This is a genomic window from Holdemania sp., assembly GCF_986127675.1.
Window position 1 is genome coordinate 1 of the sequence record NZ_CFQZWI010000027.1, and the last position, 20,759, is coordinate 20,759.

17 protein-coding genes and 1 pseudogene are annotated in these 20,759 nt (G+C 51.4%); 4 read left to right on the plus strand and 14 right to left on the minus strand.

From position 1 onward, the window contains the following. The 4 genes and pseudogenes from AC5OW4_RS06095 to AC5OW4_RS06110 all read right to left on the minus strand — a co-directional run. Positions 1-298 (minus strand): annotated as a pseudogene (locus AC5OW4_RS06095) (aspartate-semialdehyde dehydrogenase); the annotation flags it as partial. 193 nt (positions 299-491) lie between these two features. After that, positions 492-1,274: a helix-turn-helix domain-containing protein gene (locus AC5OW4_RS06100; RefSeq protein WP_493676767.1), complete on the minus strand. Its 783-nt coding sequence runs from the start codon at positions 1,272-1,274 to the stop codon at positions 492-494. Positions 1,275-1,477: 203 nt separating this feature from the next. After that, complete coding sequence (locus AC5OW4_RS06105) at positions 1,478-1,948, minus strand: GyrI-like domain-containing protein (protein WP_072683777.1); 471 nt, start codon at positions 1,946-1,948, stop codon at positions 1,478-1,480. 19 nt (positions 1,949-1,967) lie between these two features. Then, positions 1,968-2,687, minus strand: a complete 720-nt coding sequence (locus tag AC5OW4_RS06110; protein ID WP_493676768.1) for a GntR family transcriptional regulator — start codon at positions 2,685-2,687, stop codon at positions 1,968-1,970. 155 nt (positions 2,688-2,842) lie between these two features. Here AC5OW4_RS06110 and AC5OW4_RS06115 point away from each other — a divergent pair, with 155 nt between their 5' ends. Genes AC5OW4_RS06115 through AC5OW4_RS06125 form a run of 3 tightly spaced genes read left to right on the plus strand, consistent with a single transcriptional unit; the run spans position 2,843 to position 5,110 of the window. Further along, positions 2,843-3,613, plus strand: coding sequence for a PTS mannose/fructose/sorbose/N-acetylgalactosamine transporter subunit IIC (locus tag AC5OW4_RS06115; protein WP_493676769.1), 771 nt, complete (start codon positions 2,843-2,845; stop codon positions 3,611-3,613). Further along, positions 3,606-4,403 carry a PTS system mannose/fructose/sorbose family transporter subunit IID gene (locus AC5OW4_RS06120; RefSeq protein WP_493676770.1) on the plus strand — a complete coding sequence of 266 codons (798 nt, stop codon included), beginning with the start codon at positions 3,606-3,608 and terminating at the stop codon, positions 4,401-4,403. The genes AC5OW4_RS06115 and AC5OW4_RS06120 overlap by 8 nt, the downstream gene beginning before the upstream one ends. Further along, positions 4,403-5,110: an SIS domain-containing protein gene (locus AC5OW4_RS06125; protein ID WP_072683781.1), complete on the plus strand. Its 708-nt coding sequence runs from the start codon at positions 4,403-4,405 to the stop codon at positions 5,108-5,110. The genes AC5OW4_RS06120 and AC5OW4_RS06125 overlap by 1 nt, the downstream gene beginning before the upstream one ends. Positions 5,111-5,181: 71 nt before the next feature. On the opposite strand, the gene AC5OW4_RS06130 is transcribed toward AC5OW4_RS06125, so the two are convergent. From AC5OW4_RS06130 to AC5OW4_RS06150, 5 genes are all read right to left on the minus strand, one after another. Then, complete coding sequence (locus tag AC5OW4_RS06130; protein WP_072683782.1) at positions 5,182-6,366, minus strand: DNA glycosylase AlkZ-like family protein; 1,185 nt, start codon at positions 6,364-6,366, stop codon at positions 5,182-5,184. A 333-nt stretch (positions 6,367-6,699) separates the two neighbouring features. Then, positions 6,700-7,551: an HAD family hydrolase gene (locus AC5OW4_RS06135; protein WP_308559574.1), complete on the minus strand. Its 852-nt coding sequence runs from the start codon at positions 7,549-7,551 to the stop codon at positions 6,700-6,702. A gap of 325 nt (positions 7,552-7,876) precedes the next feature. Beyond that, positions 7,877-9,235, minus strand: coding sequence for a Sapep family Mn(2+)-dependent dipeptidase (locus tag AC5OW4_RS06140; RefSeq protein WP_493676771.1), 1,359 nt, complete (start codon positions 9,233-9,235; stop codon positions 7,877-7,879). 102 nt (positions 9,236-9,337) lie between these two features. Next, entirely contained in the window at positions 9,338-10,687 is a 1,350-nt protein-coding gene (locus AC5OW4_RS06145; RefSeq protein ID WP_493676772.1) for a hypothetical protein, read from the minus strand. Between the two features lie 316 nt (positions 10,688-11,003). After that, on the minus strand, positions 11,004-12,659 hold the full coding sequence (locus tag AC5OW4_RS06150; RefSeq protein ID WP_229100678.1) for an FAD-dependent oxidoreductase: 1,656 nt from the start codon (positions 12,657-12,659) through the stop codon (positions 11,004-11,006). A 146-nt stretch (positions 12,660-12,805) separates the two neighbouring features. Here AC5OW4_RS06150 and AC5OW4_RS06155 point away from each other — a divergent pair, with 146 nt between their 5' ends. Next, positions 12,806-13,678: a LysR family transcriptional regulator gene (locus AC5OW4_RS06155; protein WP_072683785.1), complete on the plus strand. Its 873-nt coding sequence runs from the start codon at positions 12,806-12,808 to the stop codon at positions 13,676-13,678. A 212-nt stretch (positions 13,679-13,890) separates the two neighbouring features. On the opposite strand, the gene AC5OW4_RS06160 is transcribed toward AC5OW4_RS06155, so the two are convergent. The 5 genes from AC5OW4_RS06160 to AC5OW4_RS06180 all read right to left on the minus strand — a co-directional run bounded on the left by AC5OW4_RS06160 (position 13,891) and on the right by AC5OW4_RS06180 (position 20,683). Further along, entirely contained in the window at positions 13,891-14,649 is a 759-nt protein-coding gene (locus AC5OW4_RS06160; protein WP_195395671.1) for an exodeoxyribonuclease III, read from the minus strand. 565 nt (positions 14,650-15,214) lie between these two features. Further along, positions 15,215-16,930, minus strand: a complete 1,716-nt coding sequence (locus AC5OW4_RS06165; RefSeq protein WP_072683787.1) for an FAD-dependent oxidoreductase — start codon at positions 16,928-16,930, stop codon at positions 15,215-15,217. An 85-nt stretch (positions 16,931-17,015) separates the two neighbouring features. Further along, the gene (locus AC5OW4_RS06170; protein ID WP_072683788.1) at positions 17,016-17,891 is read right to left on the minus strand and encodes a LysR family transcriptional regulator; all 876 of its coding nucleotides are present in this window, start codon (positions 17,889-17,891) and stop codon (positions 17,016-17,018) included. 180 nt (positions 17,892-18,071) lie between these two features. After that, positions 18,072-18,929 (minus strand): HAD family hydrolase, encoded by an 858-nt coding sequence (locus tag AC5OW4_RS06175; protein ID WP_072683789.1) that lies wholly within the window; start codon positions 18,927-18,929, stop codon positions 18,072-18,074. Next, positions 18,899-20,683: an aminopeptidase P family protein gene (locus AC5OW4_RS06180; protein ID WP_072683790.1), complete on the minus strand. Its 1,785-nt coding sequence runs from the start codon at positions 20,681-20,683 to the stop codon at positions 18,899-18,901. The genes AC5OW4_RS06175 and AC5OW4_RS06180 overlap by 31 nt, the downstream gene beginning before the upstream one ends. Positions 20,684-20,759: the final 76 nt, after the last annotated feature.

The window sequence follows — 20,759 nt, forward strand, 5'->3', positions numbered from 1 at the left end:
CGACGCTCTTCCGATCTTCGACAAACAAAGCCCCGCTGCGGCGGATCAACGGCGCGTATTCCTTTGCCAGATCGTTATCCACCGCCCCGAACACCAGATCGACGTCCTTGAGAGCCGCTGGAGAAAATTCCTCGACAATCCCTGTCTTCGCCCCCAAATCGATCACCTTGCCGGCGCTGTGGGGACTGGCTAAAAGCTTTAACGAACGCATCGGAAACCGGCGTTCCTGCAAAATCCGGATCATCGTCCGGCCGACCGCCCCGGTTGCGCCCAGAACGGCGACATTCACTTTTTCCACATTCTCACTCCTGTCTATTCACTCCAAGATAGTAAAAAGCCCGGGTTCGGCCTGGGCTTTTATCTTGAATATGGGTGAATTTCACGAAAGGACTGCCGCGATTTACATCGCTGGAAAGCGGCGGCTTCGCTCAGACGATCCAAGTCAGAAATAATTAAGACGGATAGAGTTGATTTCTGCTTCCTCAAAGAGTTCAGAGCTTGGCGATCTTCTCCTTGATTCTGCGCTTTGCCTTAAACAGAAAACGCGTGGCATATTGTTCATTTTTTACCAGAATCTCGTAGGTTTCGATCGTACCCAGAGAGATGACAAAGCCACACAGTCCCAGTCCCAATCCCAGAAAAATCAATACCGACAGGGATGACCAGGGGAAAATTCCACGGATGGAAAAGACCAGTGCCAAAATTCCCAACACAAACAAAATCGTGGACGGCATCGCGATCAGAGTCGCTTTCTTTTTCAGCGCAACATATTCTTCCATCAGGGAACTGCGCACCTCCGGATCGAACAACAGCGGTTCTTCTTTCAGCACTTTGTATTGTTCCTGTTCCGCAAACATCGCGACAATCAGCGCGCAAACGCCCAACGCCCCGATCCCGGCCGCGCCCAGCAGTTTCATCGCCGGCTGATTTTCAAACAGAATAATCGGTATCCCGGTCAGCGCTCCGCATAAGAAACCCAATCCCAGAAACCGGTTGACCCGTTTCTCGCTGGCCAGAAAGCCATTCGCCATTTCCCGGCTGACATAATAGCCTTTTTCATCGGCGGCTCTCTCCACTTTTTCGGCTTTAAGCAGATAGTCGGTCGATACCTCAAACAGCTGGGAGAGCTGCAGGATTTTCTCGGTTTCCGGATATCCCTGATTGTTCTCCCACTTACTGACAGCCTGCCGGGTTGTACCCAGCTGATCGGCCAGCGCTTCCTGCGACAGGCCCTTTTCTTTGCGCAGCTTGAATAGTTTTTCTCCAAAATTCATTTTTATTTCCTCCTCAGTTCTTGGATGTCCTCATCCTATCCCATTTCGAACATTCAATCTATCTCTCTAAAAATGCACTTTGTCAACTTTGCGTTGCGTTTCTGTTTTCTGGACTGTTTTTCCTTGTTTTTCACTGTTTTGCAGGATTCAAAAAGATCCCTGCGCCATAGTGCAAGGATTCGGCATGATCGCTGGTTTGACATTCAGCAAACGGGAAAAAACAAGAACATCTCACCGTTTTTCTGCGGACAATAGAATTCCTGGATGGCGCCCGCGAGCGTCAGCCCCTGCTTCTTTATTTCATCAAGACCTGTCCGCAGGACTTCAGAGGCATCGCCCTCGACTGGAACATAGAGATAATCAAATGCGGGAATGATCCACTTTGTCCATCCTTCCGGAGCTTCCGTTTCAACCGGCACCTGCACGCCCGCCAGATAATAGCCTTCTGTCAAATGATTCTCCCAAGGTTGGAATGTCCGGTCAAAGTTCGTCATCGCGCCCCAGAAACCGGCCAGATTTCCCTGTTCATCCCGCAAAGCCAGCTGCGAAATTTCAGTGGAATGTTCATTGAAGTTTTTCCACAATCGCTGAATCCAGTTCTTATTCGTGTTTTGGGTGCTGTCCTCTTTTCCCAGAACGGCAAAAGCGGGCATCGTGCAGCGTAAGAATTCCATCGTGTTTTCTCCTTTTGATTTAATCCTCGTTCAAAGTTCTGACCATCGACAATTTGCAGCGATCAGTCCGATAATAATTAAAAGCCAGTTCAAAAGGCCTGTCCTGCGCGTCATAAAAAACCATCAGGGAACGGAGTAAAGGAAACTGATCGCGAACCTGAAGTGCTTGAGCAATCGCGCCTGACGCCCCAACCGCATCTAATTCCTGCAGACTGTAAACAGGCACAATCTTCCTGGCCCTTTTTATAAATTGAAATAACGAGCCCTCTGCTTCCGTTTTTCCAATGACCCCGGTCATGGCTGTAACCCAGTAGGATTCCTCATAGATCAATGGAAATCCATTCGTCAAACGCGTTCGGCAAATCCGCGTCAAAGTTTCTTCCGCAGAAATCCGCAGGTACTTCATTAAGAAGGGATCTGGTTTTACATCAGTAATGGAATGTACGATCGTCGAAGGCACATCGCCCCGCAATAAGGCCGAGCGGGTAAAACTGACGATTTCATTCATCTTTTTATAGGTAATCCGCTCACTGATAAACGTCCCTTTGCGATAATCCCGGATAACGTATCCTTCTTCAATCAGAACGTCGACGGCCTTCCTTACGGTAACTCGTGAAACGTTAAAACGCTCCTGAAGTTCTTTTTCCGAGGGCAGCCGGTCGCGGGCCTGCAGCACGCCCTGGTCTATATCGTGAATAATCGCTTTGACGATGATGTTGTATTTACTTTGTTTATCCACACAGAACACCTCTTAGGTTATTTTACCATGTTTTCTGATATCTTTCACCAAAACAGAAAAATATTATAATATATTACATTATGTATTGATTTAATAATACATTAGATATACTATTAAATTAGTTCAAAGGTTGTAAAAACCAGAAAGGAGAGAATATGATACATCCCTGGCAAATTGCATTGATCACGCTCTATGCTTTCATTCAGCCGAACGAAAGCCGTTCCTTCAAAATTGGCATGGACATGCCGATTCTGGCCGGCTGGTTTACCGGTTTGCTTCTCGGCAATCCGCAAACGGGCTTAGTCTTAGGGGGTACGCTTCAATTAATGACGTTAGGAGTCAACACTTATGGAGGCACCTCCATTCCCAATACGACAGTCGGAGCGATCGTCGGCACGGCGCTGAGCTTGAATTCCACGCCGGAATTAGCGCTGGGGATTGCGATTCCAGTCGCCCTGTTGATGATCCAACTCGATATTCTGGCACGCTACGCCAATATCTTCTTCCTTCACCGGGCCGATCATTTCATCGAACAACGAAATTACGATAAAGCGGCATTCCAAAATTTACTCGGCATGATCGCGCCGGGACTGTCGCGTGCTGTACCAGTTTTTTTCGTTCTTTGCTTTGGGCAAAGCTTTGTCGAAGCGGTGATGGGCTGGATTCCGCAATGGTTTATGACCGGCTTGCAGGTGGCCGGCGGCGTCATTCCAGTCGTAGGCATCTGCATCTTGTTAAACTACCTGCCGACACGCTCTAAACTTCCATTTCTGATTCTGGGATTCCTGTTGGCCGCCTATGTGAAAATCCCGCTGATCGGCGTCGCCGGTTTCGGGTTGGTCATTACCCTGCTGGATTATATGTACACCCGCCAGGCAAATCAACGCTGGGCCGCAATTCGCCAGGGAGGTGATCTGGATGAATAAGCTTTTTACAAAACAAGAACTGCGGCGGATTAATCTGCGCCACATGTTCGGATTACAGCTGGGCCATAATTACGAAAGAATGCAGGGACTGGGCTATTTCTATGCCATCCTTCCAGCCTTGAAAAAAATCTATAAAGACGATCCGGAAGCACTCGATCGAGCCTGCCGCGCCCATATCCAGTTTTATAATACGACGCCGCAGATGTCTGAGATCATCATCGGCATGAACGTGGCGATTGAGGAAGAGGAAGGCATCGCCGCGCTGGAAACCGCAACCTCGTTAAAGACCGCATTAATGGGACCGTTTGCGGGAGTCGGCGACGTCATCTTCGGCGTCATTGCCGGAACCATCTTCGGTGCGATTGCAGGCAACATGGCGATCGCCGGCAGTACCGTGGGCATGGGAATCTGGATTGTCTGGAACATCGCCGTTCTGTTTTTCAGAACAAAGTTATTCGATCTGGGCTATGCTCAGGGCGCTAAATTGATCACCACGATGAAAGACCAGCTTGCTTACGTCACCAACGGCGCGTCTATTCTGGGATTGATCGTCGTCGGAGCTTTGATCCCCTCTGTGATCAAGCTGAAAATTCCATATACTTTCCAATCCGGCGAGGTCAGTCTGTCCGTGCAGGAAAACCTTGATAAAATTATGCCTTATCTCCCTCAGGTTATCCTGGTTCTTCTGTGTTATCGCTTATCTAAAGTGAAAGGCATGACGGCAGGCAAGCTCATCTTTATCGTCATGATCGGTGCGATACTCTTATCCGCGCTGAAGGTAGTTGGCTGATGGAACGTAATCGTTATTTTGAAACCATCGAAGATCTGCTTCGCCGGTTGGAAATCAGTCAAAAGGAGAATATTCATCAAGCCGCGGAATTGATTGCGGACGCCATCATGACCGGCGGAATTTTGCAGTCCTTTGGCAGCGGTCATTCCTACGCGGCCGCGATCGAAGTCGCCGGACGGGCAGGCGGTTTATTTGCCGCGAAGGTGATTAAAGACCCGGCCATGGGAATTTACGAGGTTCTGGAAGGCTCCGGCAATATCTTAATGCGAAAGGTCGAAGTGCTTCCGGAAGACGTTGTGATCATTATCTCTAATTCCGGACGTAATCCGCTGCCGATTGAAATTGCGATGAAAGTCAAAGACATCGGCGCAAAACTCATTGTCGTCACATCGCTGGAATCCTCTAAAAAACTGACGAGTCGGCATAGCAGCGGCCGCCTGCTTTATGAATTCGCGGACGTGATCCTGGACAATCTTTCCGTGGAAGGGGATGCCGCGATTCCGGTCGACGGACTGCCGGTCAAGATCTGCGGAACTTCCTCCATTGCCGCGGCAGCTTTGCTTCAATCCACCATTTTGGAAGCAGTGGAACTGATGCTTGCCCGCGGTTTTCAACCGCCGGTCAGACTCAGCGCCAATGTGGATGGCGGCACCGAGCGCAGCATTGAAATTGAAAAACAGTATAAGCAGCGGATTTATCATCTTTAAAATTCAATTACCATTATAAAGATAGCTACTAAAAACGCCCTGTTCAAATACGGGACGTTTTCTTTTCATCGTTAGCTCTCTTCGAATAAACCGTCAATGTCAGTGCAGCCGTGAAATCGGGCAAAGCGCTCCAGCGTCCGATTCAAAGTCCGGCGCAGTGTCAGGCTATCGCGGACTCTCGATTCCCGCCAGAAATGTTTTACGACTAATTTTCCTTCTGCCAATTTGGTTTCCAGCGCGATCCGTCCGAAAAAACGCTCACCCCACAGCACCGGCAGCACATAGCTGTCATATTTGCGTTGTGCTTTCGGGGTGTAAATCTCCCATTTATATTGAAAATCAAACAGTGCTTCAATCAGGCGGCGATCCCACAGCGCGTTGTCCAACGGGCCTAAGAACTCCATGCGTTTGCGGTACGGCTCTTTCCGCATGACCATTTCCAGCCACGGCAGTGCTTCCGGCACGGTAAACAACGGCTGATCCAGCCCTTCCACCGTTACGGGAATGATCCGATCCTGCTTCAGCAACAAGGCAAACGCAGCCTGACGCTCCGGAGCCTTCATTTTTTCAATTCCCAGCCAGGCGTCGGAAGGCCGGTTCCAGCACAAGCCCAGGGCACGGATCCGGCGTTCCACGCGCCATCCGTAATATTCTTCATCGCTCGCAAACGGATCCGCCAGCGGATCCAGCCAGGGAAACCGCGCGGAAGTCAGATTGTAATAGCGGATTGTGCCGCGCCGGTGATGGATCACGACGTCCCCGCGGTAAAGCATCACTTCCAAAGCAACTGCTGCCAGCGAAGCCGTCCGTCCCCATACCCAGACGAGATTTTCATTCCATTGTAAATCCTGCGAACAAATAACCGGATGCGTCCGCATGAACTGTTTGATCTGTGCCGCGGCGTTTTCGATCTGTTCACTCACCCGGTGATAGCTCATAGTGTGAATTCGGTTCCGCGCAAACATGGGATAATCCTGTTCCGCATAGATCGCCATATTTTTATCCAGCGCGTCGATCAGCTTCCGATCCTTATACAATAAGGTTTCCAGCTGACTTTTCCGATAACCACCGACCCGCGCCTGCAGCACTAAATCCGCATTGCGGCCGCAGATGTCGATCGGATCAAATTGCAGACATCCCAGCTGAGCGATCAGCGTCACAATCTCTGTGTTGGTACGCCAGCGGTAAGGGCCGGACAAGCCCTGCCATAAGACATAAAACTGCCGGGCCTGGCTGCGGGTTAATGTGAATTCCATGATCAGATCCCCATTTCTTTCCTTACTTCCAGTTAATCATAAAACAGAATTATTTTCAAGCTGTTTATCCAATGAAAACTGCTTCAGGTTTATTTCTCCCAAAGCAGTTTCTGTTCATCAGATTTTCCAAGGTTGAGACACGATGATTTGTTTATCGCTTTTCACGTTTTTGTTAGAAATCCTGATCTCAAATTCATCAGCGAGGATTATGCGCCAGCGACAAAGATTAAATTACAAACCTGTATTCCCTGAGCTTGGAAATCTTCCAAATTTCGTCAGGTCCTCGCTCATCCTCATTGCGGGCAGGAGTCAAACCATCCGTTTGCCCGCTTTTTATTTTTTATTTGATTGTTCTTTTCTCATCAGCCGTTCCATCTGAATCCGGGCTTCGGTGTAATCAAGAATACTTTTCACGATCTTATCCAATTCGCGATTCTCGCTGTAATCCGCAGGCGCAATGAAATCTGCCCGGTGATCTTCAACCAACTGCTGCGCAGCCGCTTTTTTCTTCTCTGAGTCCTTGCCATACACTGCGATCGACTTGCCGCCATTGACGGTAACCAGCTTCATACATGGCACATCCGTAAGTCCGTCGCCGATATAAATCATATTGGTAAACGGGATATCGCGCAGCTGATCCGGCGTATAGCGGTTCAGATCGTTGTCGTTGTTTTCATCCAGAACACCTTTGTTGATGCGGAAAATATATTGCGTCTTGGTCGTGTAATTCACGACGGTTGCCGGCCACACCGCAACGCCGCTGGCGTTGTAGCAATACTTGCAGGCATAGATTTTTTTAAATTCCCCGGCGATGGCCGTACCTTCGATGATTTCCGTCAGACCCGAGGAAATGATAAAATGCTCGATTTCAATATTGTGCTGCCGGCCGTATTCGTTGATTCGACGGAACCATTTTTCCACCCCCGGATACAGCTTGACATTTTTCCCCAGCGCAACGAAATCACTGCGGCGGATCGGCTGTCCCGTCAGGTTGGCTTTGTTGAGCATCATATACATATACGTCAGGATGCCGTCCATTTTCTGACTTTCCGACAGCGCGGTTACCTCACTCCAAAACTGCGCTGGTTCGATGCCCAGAGAAGGAATAAAACTGAATTCCTGCATATCTTTCGGCGACAGTGTTTTATCAAAATCATACATGATCGCCAGCTTCGTTGTTTTCAAAGGTCATCCCTCGTTTCTTTTCCGATCTCTATTGTACCATTTTTAGTGAATCTGTGCCTGCAGTCTGATTTGTTTTTCGTGTTTTTTGATTCGCTGCTTCCTCTTATAAATCTTGGTTTTTATGAGTCTAAATTTTATAAGGAACAGCGAATTTTCACCGCACATTAACATTTCGTGTTAGTATGCGGTGAAAATCATGGATTTCTTCACACATTGATCAATCCTCAAAGACGCCTTACTCAAGAGCAAAAGATCTGACAAAAGAGAAAAACCGGATTCTCAAAACAAATCCGGTTCATCAATATACAAAAAGGTTTATCTTGTTTTATGCTTCCAGCAGCTTCATCAGGGCATGAACGTAGATCTCTGCCTGCTGAAGCAGACAATCAATCCGCACAAACTCGTTGGCGTCGTGAATATGGCAGTCTTCGCCCATGAATTCACAGCCGAAGGCGATGCAGTTATGAATTCCCTTCGCATAGGTGCCGCCGCCCATCGTGATCGGCTTGGATTCCAGATCGCCGGTGACTTCCTGATAGGCCTGAAGCAGACGCGAAACCAGCGGTGAATCGATCGGGAAGAACAGCGGTTCCGTCCGGCTGCGGACGGTGATTTTTCCTTGTGCTTCCCCGGCCAGCGCGACTTCAATCCGGCTGGCGATCTGCCCGGAATTCATCGTCACCGGAAACCGGATGTCGATGGTTCCGCGGATGACGCCGTTTTCCGCTTTAATGATACCGTTACTGAAGGTCAGCGGACCATATTCATCCTCAACCTGGCAATCACAGCCCGCTCCATCGCAGCTCGTACCGATCCGGCGGTTGTAGAATTCAACAAAATCATCCTGCATTCCCACTTCCGCCAGAGCCGCCATCAGTTCGCCGATCGCGTTGACGCCTAGCTTCGGAGTGCTGGCATGCGCCGCCGTTCCGTAAACGTCGACGATCAGATCGCCCTGTTCCGGTTTGATTTCAAAGGTCACCGGATGTTTTTCCAGCGCTAGGCGCAGCGCTTCTTCCGATACGGCTTCGCTGTCAACGATCATCGTGCAGTGGTTGCAGACGACATTGGATGCCACGCCCCCGCGGATTTCCTTGATCTGTGTGCGGACGCTTTCAAAGTCCAGTCCCAGCGCGCCTTTTTCTCCATGCACGCCCGGGAACGTACCGTCCGGCGTAAAGCCCATGTCGATATGCCCTTCTTTTTCCACATAATGCGCCAGACATTTTGATCCCGTTTCTTCGTTGGTGCCCAGAATCAGCCGGATTCGCTTGGTCAGCGGCACGTTCATATCCTTTAATACTTTCATTGCGATCATCGAAGCGACCACCGCGCCCTTATCGTCGCTGGTGCCGCGGCCGTAAACCCGGTCACCGTCGCGGGTTAGCGTAAACGGATCGGTCTTCCAGCCCTCGCCTGCCGGTACGACGTCCAGATGCGCCAGCACGCCGATCACCTGTTCACCCTCGCCGATTTCAGCATAGCCGGCATAATGATCGACATTCTTGACCGCAAAACCATAACCCTTTGCAATTTCCAGCGCTTTATCCAGACAGGCCGCCGGCCCCTCGCCAAACGGCGCGTTCGGCTGCGGCTCGCCCTGAACTGAATTATACGAAACCAGCGTTGCCAGATCGTTCAGCATCGCTTCTTCATAGCTTTTTACCCGTTCTTGAATCTCCATTGTGTTCTATTCCTCCTGTTTACTGCTTTTCAGTTTAGCACGTTTCCCGGCGTTCGCCAACGTTTCGCTTGAATCTTGGCCCCGCCTGTCCCATTCTCATCGTTACTGAATTCGCTTTTGATAGATCAGGCGGCAAGGCTGGGAAGCATCGGTATTCGGTTCGCAAGCCATTTCCCAGATCACCAGCGGAGAATCCGGATCCTGCGCCATTTCCCGAATCGCCGGAATATAGTATTCGTTGCCCTGTTCATCCCGGATAAAACTTGTGTTTTCAATCTCCTCGCCCCGGACATAGCGGACGATCTGGCGCTCGCCTTCCGTCCGTCGCTCCGTCACAATCGTCATCGGCTCCGCTGCTGATTCAGAAGTCTCCGGAGCCCCTTGGATATTGCGGATCAGAATACAATCCGGAACGGTATCCGCATCGTAAATAATTTCTTCGTATTCAAAGGTTGCCAGCGGCAGCGTATGGCCTAAGAGTGCAGTTGATACCGCGTTCACAGCCTCAACGCGCACCACTGCCAGCAATTCTTCCGCGACCGCTTCCGGCAGATTCAGTAAAAGCGGATCTGTGCCCATGCCGCTGGCCGGACAGATCAGCTGATCGGGTTCCCCTTCGCAAAGATAGGTCTTCGACGCCGCCATCAGATTCAGAAGCAGCGTTTCATTGGCCTGAAGCTGATCGGGGCGGGTGAATTCCTGGCCGGTCAGCGCGGCGAAATAAAACGCGATCTCCTCGCCGGACAGCGTCGGATTCAGCTCCCCGATAGAGAATTGATACGTCTGCGGATCCTCTTGCTTCGCAAACCCGCCGCTGTTCCGGGAGTAGGGTTTCAGCTGCGCGTATTCGTAATCCTGCGTATTCAGAATCACCGTGCGCAGCTCAAACAAGGCCTTTTCAGCCTGTTCCCGGCTTTTTTCCACTTCCGTTTGATGCGTCTGAGCCGCTTGCTGCACTGCTTCGGCCAAGGCCGGAGTCACCTGTTCATCGGGAGCGTCGACCGGCCAGCGCGTCGTCTTGGAGGACGTCGTCACCGCCGCCGTGCACGTACTCTGATAACCATCGCAGATCAGCTCCACATAAGCCTGCTTCGTTACGCCGTCTTCCTGAAAGGAAACCACATCCTGACAGGTGTAATTCAGCTCCGCGGTATCGTTGACCGGATCCCAGATCAGCAGCGGATGATCGCGCTGGCCGACATACAGCACGACCAGATTGTTCGCGTTGCGCCACAGCTCAAACGGCTGGGCCTCGCCTTGTTCGTCAATGAAGATTTCAGCCTCTTTCAGCCGCTTGAACATCGCGCTGATCGTTTCGTCGGTCAGCTTCGTTCCAGCCAGACGCTCCGCTTCCGCACTTGCGGTCGGTACGGCCGCCGGCGACGCTGGTTTTGGCGTACACCCGGTGAATAAAAAGCCGGCAGCCAGTACCAGAATAAGTTTCTTTCTCATTGCGGATACTCCTTCCTCACTTTGACATTTTCCTTATTTATCCTTCTCGTTTTCTTATGTTGATGAAATTCATCTCTATTATATCAGATGAAACGCTGAAAACGGAGCGCAGTCTGCATTGTTAAAAACTTGAAAGGAATTCGGCACAAGCTTGCCTTGGAAATTACAGAAACCAGCCAAAGCATCAGGAAATCCGCTCACTCCGCGCCAGCTCGGCTTTGATCACTTCGACAAAAAAAGCTCTGGGTTCGATTCCTGAAACCAAAACAGGAAGAGAACTCAGAGCGAATAGATCGCATCCGTCAGAAATAAATTCTTATTTCGATGCCAACAGCTTCGCGACGTTATAACCGAACGTAATGCAGCGGCTGTGAGAAATGCAGTTCAGATTGTGCGGATAGGTTCCGTGGAACATCGAACCGGAAACATTGCCGATCGCGTATAAACCCGGGATGACGTTGAATTCCGTATCCAGAACTTCTGAATTCGGCGTGATCTGCAACCCGCCGGCGGTGCACAGCGCCGCGGCGCCTTCCAGATTCGCATAGAACGGCGCAGTTTTGATCGGATGCATCATGCTTGGAAGCATGTGGAAATCGGTATCCTCGCCGGCTTCGCACATGGCGTTCCAATGATTGATCGTTTCGACAAACGCGTCGGCGGGCACGCCCATCAAGCCCGCCAGTTCTTCCAGCGTATCGGCTTTTAACGCGTTTTCGCTTGTCGCCGCGCCGACCCAGACTTCCTTCGGTCCATAGCAGGAAGACGACGGCGTCCACATCTTGTCGATCGCGCCCGCGGCATCGCCGTCGGTAATATACCAGTTGATTGCGCCCGGCTGGTTCTGCATCGCCAGCGCCAGATGATTGTACGGTTCATATTCCGGCGTAAACCGCTTGCCCAGCTTATTGACGCGCAGATACGGCATCAGCTGCGCCGGATCAAGCATCAGCGGATGCGGATATTCGTCCTCAATCGCGCCGACCGCTTTGCCCATTTCATGACCGTCGCCAGTGTTGGATGCCGTGCCGTTCATCCAGTGATTCAATGCCAGATCACGCGGACGGCAGCATTCCTTCAGCTTGGTCGGGTTAAATTCATAACCGCCGGTCGCCAGAACAACGCCTTTGGCGCACAGATATTTCACATAGCCTTCCGCCGTCCTGGCGATCACGCCGACGACTTTTCCATCTTCTTTAATCAGCTGGCAGGCCGGAGTTTCCATCAGCACTTCCGCGCCGGCTTCCTTGACCTTGCTTGTTAGCAGCTCGACGATTTCCGCCGGAGCCAGCGGGATATTGATCGACGTGTTCCAGGAACGACTCAGCGATGTGATGTCGTAAGGTTCGTAGAAATCCGGGAAATCCCCGGCCGCAAAGGTCAGCTTGAAATCCTCATCCGGCAGGCCGAACAGATCGAGGAACCAGTTGATCGCTTCCTCCTGCGTGTCGATCCACCGCTGATAGATCGCCTGATTGCCATAGAACATGGAATTGACCATCGCATCGTCCAGCCACTGCTTCGTGTCGAACTCCACGCCGTATTTTTTATGAATCCGGTCGGTTAATCCGCCGATCGTCGCTGAACGGTACGTGCCGACCTGGCCTTTTTCCAGAACGACGGTTTTTAACCCCTGCTGCGCGCTGGCGATGGACGCCGCGAAACCGGCCGGGCCCATACCGCACACCACGACATCGACATTTTCAGTCTTCACAATTTCAGAATCCGCGATCGGCTCCTTCACGAAGGCCACGACGCCTTCCATCGGAACCTTCGGTTCCAGTGCTTCAACTGCCGGCCAGCCTGCAGAAGATGCGGATGACGTTGATTCACATGGCGGACATTCCTGTTTTTCCGTGGTGGAAGCGCAGCCCCCTAACAGCCCCGCAGCCGCGACGCCCAGTGCTCCGGCCGCTGTGCCCTTTAAGAAGTCCCGGCGGCTGATGCCTTTGATCTTGTTTGAATTTGACATACTTTCCCTCCTGTTTGTCTTTTCTTTCTTCATTATAAAAGGCTTGTTTGTGAATTGACAAACAGATAAAAGTTAGGGGATACAATTAAAAGTTGTATCCCCTGTTAAGTCATGATAAGCTGAAGCAAAGAAGAGGAGAAAACGCCATGAATCCCAAACAGCTGCATTGTTTTATCACCGCCGCCCAGGAGGGCAGCTTTTCCAAAGCCGCGAAAAAACTTTACCTTTCCCAGCAGGCGTTAAGTAAAACGATCGACAAGCTGGAGGAAGAACTGGACGTGCCGCTGTTTATCCGCGGCGTGGCCGGACTGCAGCTGACCCGTTATGGCGAAGCTCTGCGCCAGTCGGCCTTTCCTTATTTACAGATGCATGACAACATCATCGCCGATCTGCAGGCCATGAAAAACGAAAGTCCGCAGACGCTGTCGCTGGGCTATCCGACGGGGCTGTTAATCAACTTTCCGGATGATTTTCTGACCCGTTTCATCATGGCGCATCCAGAGGTCGATTTTCAGATTTACAGCGCGCCGGACGATTCCTACAACCGCTCGCTGCAATCCAGCGAAATTGATATTTATTTCTGCACGATGCTGTATAACGCGCCGATGGTTCAAGTCCAGTATCACTACCGGCATCCCGTCTTCGCTGTGTTAAGTCAGGATCATCCGCTCGCCGCCAAGCCGGTGTTGTCGCTGGCGGACTTCCGCGGTCAGAAGCTGATCGGTTTAAACACCGAGAATGCTCTGAATGCCCGGATGGAACAAATATGTCAAAAACAGGGACTAAAGGCGACGATGGTCTTTTCCCCGGCGGAAATGGGCTTGATTTTCAAGCTGATCGAAAGCACCCGCTGCGTCAGCTTCTTCGGCAGCGATTCGATCCCGCTTCCGCCCTCAATCGTGAAGCGGCCGATTGAGGATCTGGATCTGGATTATGAATTCCTGATCATTACGCATAAGAATGCGCCGGTTACGCCGATCATGGAAGAATTCATCCGCTACACCCGCGGCTTCTTTTAAGTTTTCCCGGATCCCTGAACTTTTTACCACAGGATTCTCCAATAAGAATTCCTCTGTTTTTTCTGATTTCGCAAACAGAATGCGATTTCCTGATGATCATTTTTTTATTCTCACTTTACGATTCTCAGCCCTTAACTGCGGCTTGGACAGGAAATCAAAAAGCTGCGTTAAAAGCAGCTTGATCCGTCTTTATCTTCCATGAATTAAGTCCATTAAAATTCGATTTCAACCCCGACCGGACAATGATCCGAACCCAGGATATCCCCATAGATAACACTGTCCTTCACCTGATTCATCAGCCGCTGGGAAACGATGAAATAGTCGATCCGCCACCCGACGTTCTTCGCGCGGGAATTGAAGCGATAGGACCACCAGGAGTATTCAACCTTTTCCGGGTATAAGGTTCTGAACGTATCCGCAAACCCCAGGCCCAGCAGATCGCGCATCTTCTGGCGCTCCTGATCGGAGAAGCCCGGGTTAAAATGATTCGTCTTCGGATTCTTCAGATCGATCTCCTCCACGGCCACATTCAAGTCTCCAGTATAAACAACCGGCTTGGTTTCGTTCAGCTTTGCCAGATGCCGCGCCATCGCGTCTTCCCACTGCATCCGGTAATCCAGACGGGCCAGTTCTTCCTTGGAGTTCGGCACATAGGCGGTGACAAAATAGAATTGTTCAAATTCCAGTGTGATCACACGGCCTTCCTTCGGATGCTCCCCTTCCGCTTCGTCAAAATCATAACGCACGGACAGCGGCTTTTGTTTTGTGAACACCGCGGTGCCCGAATACCCTTTTCTTTCCGCACTGTGCCAGTATTGATGATAACCCGGCAATTCTAGTTCGATCTGATGGGGCTGCAGCTTGGTTTCCTGCAGCGCGAAAATATCTGCATCCTGTTCGTTAAAAAAATCCATAAAGCCTTTTTGGATACAGGCTCGTAACCCGTTAACATTCCATGATATCAGTTTCATAAAGCACCTCATTTTTCTGATTTCATTTAACCAGATTTCGACAGATTTTTCTACTCCTTTGATTCATTCTCCTGCATGATTCCTTGATTAACGCCGAATATCCGATTCTACATGCGATATAATAAACATAACAAGCGTTATTCGTCATCAAATGGAAATAGGTCCGCAAACATCAAAAGGATCCTGTTATTCTTGTTAATTTAGCATGTAAACGTCCAATGTTCTCAATCGTTAACCGTTACGGTTTCCACATTGCTTCCGGTCAAGAATAGTTGGATTAATTTTACTGAAAATGGAAGTTTTTCCATCATCAAACCAATCACTCAATTCATATTTTTCCTATCGCAAGTTTTCAAAAGAATAATCAAGATCAGGTCTTTAAGATCAATGTTGAAAAGAACTTCTTCTTTATTCCATACAATCATAAATTGAAACGCTGATCTCACGCTCCTGTAAAAATAACGCATTAGCATACGGATTTTCTTATTTCAATTCTTATCCAGATTTCTAAAAAAGCACGATTTCTGAATGAGAAACCGTGCTTGACTCTCGAATACGATCAGCTTTAAATCTGGTCTTCACCCGCGATTACGTTGACCGCTTTCAAGGCAAAGGTCAGCGTCCGTCCGCAAGCCAGACCCGGGAACAGTTCCGGATAGTTGTTCGCAAAGAAACTACCGGAAACGTTGCCGATCGCATACAGGCCCGGAATGACGTTCTTCTCTTTATCCAGAACCTGCATCTTATTGTTGATCTTCAGACCGTCGCCGGTGCACAACAGACTGGCGCCCAGCCATACACCATAGAACGGCGCTTTGCGCAGCTGTGAAAGATAATGACTTGACTTAAAGAATTCATCGTCTTCCCCTCGATCATAAATCGCGTTGTAGCGATCGCACTGAGCTAAGAACTGAACCTTGGCTTCGCCTTCAAAACCCAGCTTGTCCGCCAGCTCGTCCAGCGTATCAGCTTTCATGATAATGCCTTCCTCGACATACTTCTCCATCTGTTCCGCTATTCGCTCCGGCATAATCCGGGTCAGTGAGGAACAGCCCAGCGTATGAAACTTCTGCCAGTCTGACTGGAAATCCCCATCATAGACCTGGCAGTATACGCCGCCTTTCTGATTCGCCGCAGCGAAAACGATATCGTTGTACGGGCAGCCTTCATTGGCAAAGCGGACGCCATCGCGATTGACCTTCATAAACGGCTGCGTGCCCGGATTCCATTGATAGATCGTGCCCGGGAACTGCTTGGATCCGTTAGAGGCTTCAACATATCCGGCGTTCACGCCCGGCGCTACTGCGCCGCGGTCAAATAACATCGGAGCGGATTCCTTGTCCATATCCGCACCGGCCCACAAGCCCGCTTTGATTCCATCGCCATGATTCATCGCGAAATAGCTGCTTGCGGTTGTGCAGGATACCGCCAGCGGAGACAACGCCTCCATCATATCCGGATTGCCTTCATATCCGCCGGTCGCCAGAATCACGCCTTTGCTCGTGGTGATTTTAATATATTCGCCAGCACTGTTCTGAACGATTGCCCCGGTCACCGCGCCGTTTTCTTTGATCAATTCGATCAATGCATGCTCAAAATCGACATGATAGCCCTTTTTCTCGATGTAATCCACAAACAACTTGTTCCGCGGCGTATCCGCCCACTCGCTGTCTGGGCGTGGATTGTAATTATGCTGGGTCGGAGCATGGTAATAATCGGTGCCTTCCTCTGCTTCGCCGGTATCGGCTTCAAAGTAGCAGTCATAGCCATAGGAATCCATGATCGCCTTGACATAATCGTGCATGGCCGCAGATTCATCCAGCCAGACCCGAACGACGCTCTGATCCAGTTTTCCGGAAGCATACCGCGACAGCTCCGTCATCGCGCGCTGCCGGTCGATTGGCTTGCCTGCGGCTAACGCGTCTGCGGAATCCGCCGCCGCATACCAGTTGCGGGTATCGCAGACAAAGCTGTTCTGTTCGACAACCCGGAAGTCCAGTCCCAGATCCGCCGCTTTGACCGCCGCCATCATGCCGCCGTTGCCCGCGCCGACGATCAGCACTTCAGTCTGCCATGTTTCTTTAATGTCGCTATCCTGTATCTGCGGCTGCTGACCCAGCCAGTTTTCGGATGTAGCTTCCGGATTGGCCGTCGGCGTCGCTGCCGGCTGTTTCTCCGCCGATTCCCCACACGCGCTCAACAAGCCCAGCGCTGCCAGCGACACGGCGCCCGCCGCGCTGCCCTTCAGGAATTCCCGTCTTGAAATCCCGTTTTTCTTCATCTTTCTTTCCTCCTGTTTGTGTAAATCCACACATTCACATTATAAAAGAAAGTCATGCTTTTTCTGATAGGAGTATCGAATAGGCTTATGATGATTTCAAATAACGCAGCAGCTGTTTCAATACCGGATTGGTCGCGTCTTTGCGGTAAACTAATCCCAGATGTACGGTTTCCGGTGTCTGTGAGCGGATCGGCACCGCTTTGATCAGCGGACTGTCTGCCAGGATACCGCCTTCCGGCGCCAGAATGACACCCTGATTCAGTTCCAGCAGCCGCCGGGAAGCGGGTACATCCTTAACCGGTGTCAAGACGATGGAAGCCCGCAGCGAGGGATTGAATTTTTCCAGATAAGCGCTGTACCGCCAGCTCTGCCGCCCGCGCGCAAACACGATCTGCGGCCATGCGGCCAGTTCGTCATACGTTACGCTGGATTGCGAAGCCAACGGATGGCGGAGATTAAGATAAGCCTTCAATTCTCCGCAAAACAGCTCGCGATAGACCAGCGATGGGGAATCGACGTCCTTGCGCCAGTTCATGCAGCAGTCGATTTCACCGCTTTCAACCTGGCTTAGTCCGCGCGTAAAATCGACTGGAATCATATCCAGCCGCACCTGCGGCATTGCCTGTGTCAATTTTTCCAACGCCCTCATGAGCGGCGCTTCCGCAAACCCGATCACGCCGACTTTTAATGTCAGCATCGCCTGATGGGCCTTCCGCGCTTCCTCCACGGCTGCCTGATATTGATGGAGAAGCTGCCGAGCCTGAGGATAGAAAACCGCTCCGGCCGGCGTCAAAGCGACCTGATTGCGATCCCGTTCAAACAATTCAAATCCCAGCTCCTGTTCCAGCAGATGAATAACCCGGCTGATGGAGGGCTGCGAACAATGCAGCGCCTGAGCGCTCTTAGAGAAATTCAACGTTTCGGCCACATGCACAAAACATTCCAAACGATCCACTTTCATTTCTGTTTTTCCTTCCTGTTGATTCATCATACCCGTGTGAACGTAAAAAGATAAGCTGCAATTTTACTGATATAGCGCTGATCTTTATCTTTGATTCTATAATTATACTCGCTTGATTGTTAACATTCTAATTAAAAATACAGCTGGCGTTCAGCACAACTGTATTCTTTCTCCACTATTTTATTGGACCAGCTGCCGCAGGGCCTCGCCGACCCCATCCTCGTCGTTGGTCAGCGTGATGTAATCCGCGCGTGCTTTTACCGGTTCGACGGCATTGCCCATCGCCACGCGCAGGCCACAGCCTTCAAACATCGGCAGGTCGTTGACGCTGTCGCCGATGCCCAGAATCTGAGCCGGGTCGATCCCCAGCTGATCAGCTGCCTTGCGGATCGCGATACCTTTGTCCGCCTTGGCACTGATCACTTCGATATCGCCGTATGGATAGATGAAGATCCGGATACCGGAAAGCGGCCGCAGCTGCTGCGCGATCGCTTCCGTCCGGCCGCGCGCCCGGATCAACAGTTTATAAACCGGATCCGGATTCTGCCGCGCAATGGCGGGCAGATCCTGATTGGAATGCACCACAATCCGATGCTGCGGCGGCTGATCGGCGGTATAGGCCACATAATCGCCGGATAGCGGGACGTCGTGACTGCACCAGATCGTGTTCAGCTGTTTCATAAACGCCGGACAATCTTCACGTTTCAGCAGGGTCAGCACCTCGTTAAGCGCCGCCCGGGGAATCGGTTCCCCCTGAGCCTGACCATGAAAGGACCGGTAAGCACCGACAAAGCCGATCACCGATAACCGCGGATCGATCATCTGCGCCGTCTTGTAGGCGAACTGATAAGCCCGGCCGGACACCACGGCCACTTCCACGCCCTGATCCAGACAACGCTGGATCTGCTGGCGGCTCAGCGAGCCGACTTCCTTTTTTCCATTGAATAACGTTCCATCCAGATCCAGACAAACCATTCGGATCGGACGGGGACTGACAGACTGCTCCCTTAAATCGACCGGGTTGCGGTTTTCAGCCATTGCGCTTCCTCCTCATTAAGATACGGCGTTAAAGCCTCGCGAACGCGCAGATGATAGCGGTTCAGTGCCTCACGGGCAGCCGGCGTCAGAACCTGCGGGTCAACCGCGTCCAGATCGATCGGTGCCAAGGTTGTCGTTTCAAATTCCATAAACTGACCATAGAAGTTCTTCTCGCCGCAGCGGACGATCAGCTCGTTTTCAATCCGGATGCCAAATTTTCCTTCGATGTAAACGCCCGGTTCATCGGTGACCACCATTCCCGCTTCCAGCCGTTCCATTTCATTCAGCGCCGCCGTCTTCTTCCAGCGGATTCCATGCGGGCCTTCATGCACGTTCAACAGATATCCGACGCCATGACCGGTACCGCACTGATAATCCAGATTCAGCTGCCACACGGGTCCGCGGGCAAGGATGTCCAGATTGATTCCGCTGCAGCCATACAGAAACCGCGCTTCCGACAGGTTCAGCATCCCCTGCAGCACCGTTGTATAGACCTTTTTGATTTCCGGCGAACATGGCCCCAGCGCAAACGTCCGGGTGATATCCGTCGTGCCTTCCCAATACTGACCGCCCGAGTCGATCAAAAGCAAACCCTCCGCCGCGACCGGCACCTCGTGCTGCGGATCAGCGCTGTAATGCATCATCGCTGCGTTGGCCTTATAGGCGCAGATCGTGCCGAAGCTTTCCTCGATGAAGCCTTCCTGCTCGGCGCGCAGCTCATGCAGCTTCGTTTGAATTGAGCATTCGCTCATCGCTTCTTTGCCGACACGGGTTTTCAGCCAGTACATCAGCTTTGTCACCGCGACGCCGTCCTTGAGATGCGAACGCCGCAGGTTTTCAATCTCCGTTTCATTCTTGATCGCTTTTCTTAAGACAATCGGATTGGTTTTCTCAATCCGCCGGCAGTGCCGGGGAATCGCGCGGAGGATCGCGTAATTGAGCTTCTGCGGATCAGCCCAGACCGTTTGCGCCGGTAGCGCCGCAACGTCTCCAAGGAATGTATCGTAATCCTTGATTTCAATATTCAGATCGAACAACGCCTGCCGGTCGGATTCCGACAGCTTGCGCGGATCCAGATACAGCACGGCCTGCTCCAGTGTCACGCAGCCATACGCCAAAACAACCGGATTGTACAGCACATCGTCGCCGCGCAGATTGAACAGCCACGCCAGATCATCGAGCGTCGAGATCAACAGCGCCTCAGCGCCTTCCTTGCGCATGACCGCACGGATTTCATCCAGCTTCTGCGCCGTCGTCCGGCCGCTGTAACGTTCTTCTAACAAGACCGCCTTCGCTTCTGATAAGCCCGGCCGGTCCTTCCAGATCAAATCCACAAGATCCTCCGTGCTTAAAATCTGTGCCTGCTTCCTTGCCAGCATTGCTTCCAGCTGGCTGCCCAGCGCCCCGCTGACCATCCGTCCGTCGAAGGCCAGACAGCCGCCCTGCGGCATTTCCTGCTCGATGAACTGCGGGAAGTCGATCACGCCTTCCTGCCCCATCTTATATAAAGTAATCCCCGAACCGGCCAGCTGCCGTTCCGCCTGAATAAAGTAACGGCCGTCAGTCCACAATCCCGCCTGATCGCGCGTGACGACCAATGTCCCCGCCGAACCGGTAAAGCCCGACATCCACGCCCGGGCCTTGAAATAATCGCCGATGTATTCGCTGCCGTGAAAATCAGACGACGGAATCAGCACGATATCCACATGTTTCTGTTCCATCACCTGCCGCAGCTGTATTAATGTTTCTCTCATATCCACCCTCCTAGACGTCCCTTATTGTAGCTCAAATAGCGGAAAAATACAGCCTTCTTCCAACAACTTCACCGCT